At 59.8% G+C, this 4,831-nt stretch carries 6 protein-coding genes; 2 read left to right on the top strand and 4 right to left on the bottom strand.

Features of this window, described 5'->3' with window-relative positions; all coding sequences use genetic code 11:
* Nucleotides 1-61 precede the first annotated feature (61 nt).
* A complete protein-coding gene (locus IBX54_RS12740) occupies nt 62-1,384 on the bottom strand; it encodes a D-amino acid dehydrogenase (protein ID WP_296543030.1) in 1,323 nt (440 codons plus the stop codon).
* Nucleotides 1,385-1,513: 129 nt separating this feature from the next.
* On the opposite strand from IBX54_RS12740, the gene IBX54_RS12735 reads away from it, so the two are divergent.
* Nucleotides 1,514-1,981: a winged helix-turn-helix transcriptional regulator gene (locus tag IBX54_RS12735; RefSeq protein WP_296543029.1), complete on the top strand. Its 468-nt coding sequence runs from the start codon at nt 1,514-1,516 to the stop codon at nt 1,979-1,981.
* Between the two features lie 60 nt (nt 1,982-2,041).
* On the opposite strand, the gene IBX54_RS12730 is transcribed toward IBX54_RS12735, so the two are convergent.
* Both IBX54_RS12730 and IBX54_RS12725 read right to left on the bottom strand, forming a co-directional pair.
* Complete coding sequence (locus IBX54_RS12730) at nt 2,042-2,458, bottom strand: RNA-binding S4 domain-containing protein (protein WP_296543028.1); 417 nt, start codon at nt 2,456-2,458, stop codon at nt 2,042-2,044.
* Nucleotides 2,458-2,910 carry a DUF192 domain-containing protein gene (locus tag IBX54_RS12725; RefSeq protein WP_296543027.1) on the bottom strand — a complete coding sequence of 151 codons (453 nt, stop codon included), beginning with the start codon at nt 2,908-2,910 and terminating at the stop codon, nt 2,458-2,460. Before IBX54_RS12725 ends, IBX54_RS12730 begins: the two co-directional genes overlap by 1 nt.
* A 180-nt stretch (nt 2,911-3,090) precedes the next feature.
* On the opposite strand from IBX54_RS12725, the gene icd reads away from it, so the two are divergent.
* Nucleotides 3,091-4,344 carry an NADP-dependent isocitrate dehydrogenase gene (icd, locus tag IBX54_RS12720; protein WP_296543026.1) on the top strand — a complete coding sequence of 418 codons (1,254 nt, stop codon included), beginning with the start codon at nt 3,091-3,093 and terminating at the stop codon, nt 4,342-4,344.
* Between the two features lie 76 nt (nt 4,345-4,420).
* On the opposite strand, the gene IBX54_RS12715 is transcribed toward icd, so the two are convergent.
* Nucleotides 4,421-4,831: ATP-binding protein (locus IBX54_RS12715; protein ID WP_296543025.1), on the bottom strand; the 411-nt coding region annotated here is incomplete at its 5' end.

Genomic DNA, 4,831 nt, shown 5'->3' with positions numbered 1-4,831 from the left:
GCCCTGTGGGAGCGGCGCCCTGTGGGAGCGGCGCCCTCGCCGCGATTGCCTTTGAACGGACTCAGGCGGTAGCGCCCACGGCCCGCTTGTGCAGGCTGCGCGTTGGCACCGCGCTGCTGTAGCGCTCCAGCGCCAGACCTTCGGTGCTGATGGCGGTCTGCCGTCCGGTGACCAGGTCAGCCACCAGTTGCCCGGAGCCGCTGGCCATGGTCCAGCCCAAGGTGCCGTGGCCGGTGTTCAAAAACAGGTTGGGGTACTGCCGCGTGGCGCCAATGATGGGCGTGCCATCGGGCGTTTGCGGGCGCAAACCGGTCCAGAACTCGGCCTTGGGCAGGTCGCCGCCGGGAAACAGGTCGGCCGTTACCATCTCCAAAGTGGCGCGGCGCTTGGGGTTCAGGCTCAGGTCAAAACCACCCAATTCGGCCATGCCACCGACGCGGATGCGCTGGTCAAAGCGGGTGATCGCCACCTTGTAGGTTTCGTCGAGCACAGTCGATTGCGGCGCCAGGCTGGCATCTAGCAGTGGCACGGTCAGCGAATAGCCTTTGACCGGGTACACCGGCAGATTCAGGCCGAGCGGCTGCACCAACTGGCGCGTGTAACTGCCCAGCGCCAGCACATATTTGTCGGCCTTGACCACTTCGGCCTCGGGCCCGACCAGCTGCACACCGGTCACGCCCTGCAGGCTCTGGCCGTCAGTCAGCATTTGCTTTACCTCAACGCCGTAGCGGAACTGCACGCCCAACTGCTTCGCTTTCTCGGCCAATTGCTGGGTAAATAGAAAGCAGTCGCCGGTTTCGTCGTGGGGCAGCCACAGGCCGCCAAGCAGCCGGTCTTGCGTGTGGGCCAGCGCGGGCTCCACGCGGGCAAGGCCGGCGCGGTCGAGCACCTCGTGCGCCACACCGCAGGCGCGCAGCACCTCGGTGTCGCGCGCCACGGCATCGAGTTGTGCTTGTGAGCGAAACACTTGCAGCGTGCCGCCGCTGCGTTGCTCGTACTGGATGCCGGTGTCCAGGCGCAGTTGCTGCAGGCAGGCGCGGCTGTACTCTGACACGCGCATCATGCGTTCCTTGTTTACCGCATAGCGCGACGGCGTGCAATTGGCCAGCATGCCCGCCAGCCAGCGCAGCTGGAACAACGAGCCGTCGGCGCGCAAGGCCAGCGGCGCATGTTTCTGGAACAACCATTTGATGGCCTTGAGCGGAATGCCGGGCGCGGCCCAGGGTGTCGAGTAGCCGGGCGAGACCTGGCCGGCATTGGCAAAGCTGGTCTCCAGCGCCGGACCCGGTTGACGCTCCAGCACGGTGACCTCGGCCCCGGCGCGCGCCAAAGCGTAAGCCGTTGAAATACCGATCACGCCAGCACCCAAAACAACAACTTTCATGCAAACCTCACTGTTAACGATTGATTTGTGAAGTTTAGACAAGCATCTGCAGCAAATTTACTTGTTGTTAGTCGTTAATTCAGCAGAAAATGTTAACCCGAACTGAAAAACCTGATCCAAACCAAAAAAATGGCTGAGCTCGACCGCATTGACAAAAAAATCCTCGACATCCTGCAGCGCCAGGGCCGCATCTCGATGACGGAACTGGGCGAGAAGATCGGCCTGTCCACCTCGCCTTGTGCCGAGCGCGTGCGGCGCATGGAACGCAGTGGTGTCATTACCGGCTACCACGCCCAAGTGGACCCCAAATCGGTCGGGAAAACCCTGCTGGTTTTTGTTGAAATCACGCTCGCCAACAAGTCGGGCGAGGTGTTCGAGCAGGTGCGCAAGGCGCTGTTGCACATGCCCGAGGTGATGGCGTGTTATTTGGTGTCAGGCAACTTTGATTACCTGGTGAAGGCGCGGCTCAATGCCATGCCGGATTACCGTGAGTTGCTGAGCAGCATCCTGCAAAAAATACCAGTGCCTTCGCAGTCGCACAGCTACGTGGTGATGGAAGAGGTCAAGGACACGGCCATCATGAACATCAAGTTCTAATCAGTTGGGGTCAGAGCACGTCGCTGTGCGAGTGGCCTGACCCGCAAACTTTTCCAACGATCACGTTTTGAGGCTGGCGCTCCAGCGCGCGTCCCAGTCATTTTGGCGCAGTCGGTCGGTGTCGCGGCGGTCGCGTTTGGTGGGGCGGCCCTGGCTCAGGCTCAAGGCCGGTTCGGGTGCCAGTCGGCGCTGCTCGGCTGCCTGCTGGCGCTCAATCAAGGAGTCTTCGGTTTCCTGATAGAGCAGGGCGGCCACCGGTGCCGGGCCGCGCTTGTCGCTGAGCGCCAGCACGGTCACCGTGCGGCTGACGGGGCCGCTGCGCAGCAGCACGCTGTCGCCCGCCTTGAGTTCGCGTGCCGGTTTGACAGCAACGCCGTTGACCTGCACCCGACCCCTGGCGATTTCTTCGCTGGCCAGCGTGCGCGTCTTGTAAAAGCGCGCCGCCCACAGCCACTTGTCAATGCGCAGGCGCTCCATCACTCAGACTTGAACGGCGGGCCGCCGAGCTTGAAGCCCGCCTTGATGCCTTTTTGGGCAAACCAGCCCTGGTTCATCTCCAGCACAAAGCGCACCGGTTTTTCAGAACAATGGGAGTCGGTGCTTTGTGGTGTCATGTCGGCCAGGTTGACGATGGTGCCGTTGTCGGCCACAAAAGCGGCCGTCAGGGGCAGCAAGGTGTTTTTCATCCAGAAGCATTGTTGGCCGGCTTGCTCGAAAACAAACAGCATGCCTTCGGCGGGCGGCATCTGCTGGCGAAACATGAGGCCCGTGCTGCGCTGCTCGGGTGTGGCGGCCACCTGGGCGTCCACCAAATACATGCCCGCCGTGAGCTTGACGCGTGGCAAGTTCATTTGCGGCGCGCTCTGGGCAAAACTGGTGCCCGAGCAGAGCAGGGCAAGTGACAGCAACAAGGTGGCGAAGTGTTTCATGACCTGATTTTGACGCAAAACAAACTTTGCTTGAATGCGGCTGCCAAGACCCCGGGAGTTGCCGTCGTGACAGCATTTGGTAATTTATTGGGAATAGAATCAAAAAGTTTAAGAAACACGGGTCAGTTTGATTGCTGGCCTATCCCTAGATCATTGATCAACTACCGGAGACTCAAGTCCATGTATCAGCACATCAAGGTGCCCTCAGAAGGCCAAAAAATTACCCTCAATGCCGACAACTCATTGAACGTGCCAGACCAACCGATCATTCCTTATATTGTGGGTGACGGCACCGGTTTTGACATTACCCCCGTCATGATCAAGGTCGTCGATGCGGCGGTGGCCAAAGCCTACGGCAGCAAGAAAAAAATTCACTGGATGGAGGTCTATGCCGGTGAAAAGGCCACCACCATTTATGGCCCCGACGTTTGGTTCCCGACTGAAACCCTCGATGCGCTGCGCGAATATGTCGTTTCCATCAAAGGCCCGTTGACGACCCCTGTGGGCGGCGGTATCCGGTCGCTCAACGTGTTCATGCGTCAGGAGCTTGATCTGTACGTCTGCCTGCGCCCGATCCAGTATTTTGAAGGCGTGCCCAGCCCGGTCAAGGAACCCGAAAAAACCAACATGGTGATCTTCCGTGAAAACACCGAAGACATCTATTGCGGTGTTGAATTCGAATCTGGGTCCGATAAGGCCAAGAAGCTCGTCAAGTTTCTGCAGGACGAGCTGGGCGTGACCAAAATCCGCTTCCCCAACACCTCGGGCATTGGCATCAAGCCGGTGTCGAGCGAAGGCACCGAGCGCCTGGTGCGCCAGGCCATCAAGTACGCCATTGACAATGACAAACCCAATGTGACGCTGGTGCACAAAGGCAACATCATGAAATTCACCGAAGGCGCGTTCCGCGACTGGGGTTATGCCCTGGCGCAAAAGGAATTCGGTGCCGAGCTGATTGACGGCGGCCCATGGTGCAAGTTCAAGAACCCCAAAACGGGCAAGGACATCGTGGTCAAAGACTGCATCGCCGACGCCTTCCTGCAGCAAATTTTGTTGCGCCCGGCCGACTACAGCGTCATTGCCACGATGAACCTGAACGGTGACTTTATTTCTGACGCGCTGGCCGCACAAGTGGGCGGCATCGGCATTGCCGCTGGCGCCAACCTGTCCGACAACGTGGCCTGCTTTGAAGCCACCCACGGCACTGCGCCCAAGTACGCCGGCAAAGACTATGTGAACCCGGGTTCCGAGATTTTGTCTGCCGAAATGATGCTGCGCCACATGGGCTGGGGTGAAGCCGCCGACGCTATCATTGCGTCGATGGGGCGCTCGATCAAGAGCAAGAAAGTCACTTACGACTTCGCTCGCCTGATGGACGGTGCCACCCAGGTGAGCTGTTCTGGCTTCGGTCAAGTGATGATCGACAACATGTAAGTGCAATCCAGGCCGCTTGCGGCGGCTTGATACCACCCCGATGTGCGCAGGCCGTCGGGGTTTTTTTACCTTTGGCTTATGCGCAGGGCAACACCAGCGTGAACTCGGCGCCGCCTTGCGGCAAATTGGTACCGCTCAGACGGCCGCCGTGCTGCTCCACCAGGCCATAGCTGATCGACAGCCCAAGGCCGGTGCCTTTGCCGACGTTTTTTGTGGTGAAAAATGGATCGAAAATGTGCGACAAATGCGCCGGCGCGATACCCGGGCCGTTGTCGGCAAAGCGCAATTGCACTTGCTCGTCTTGCCGCGTCAGGCTGATCTGCAGGTGCGGTGGCACGGCAATGGATGCACCGTCTGCGCCGGTAGCCCTGTTGGCGCTGGTGGCATCGGCGGCGTTCTGGATCAGGTTCATCATCACTTGCAGCAGCTGCCCGGCGTTGCCGCTCACAAAGCAATCGGGGCCGCGCGTCCAGTCAATTTTGAAATT

It is taken from the genome of Rhodoferax sp., assembly GCF_014859475.1.
Classification (GTDB): Bacteria; Pseudomonadota; Gammaproteobacteria; order Burkholderiales; family Burkholderiaceae_C; genus Rhodoferax.
Note: the sequence above shows the minus strand (reverse complement) of the source record. Positions and strands in the feature narration are given on the sequence as shown.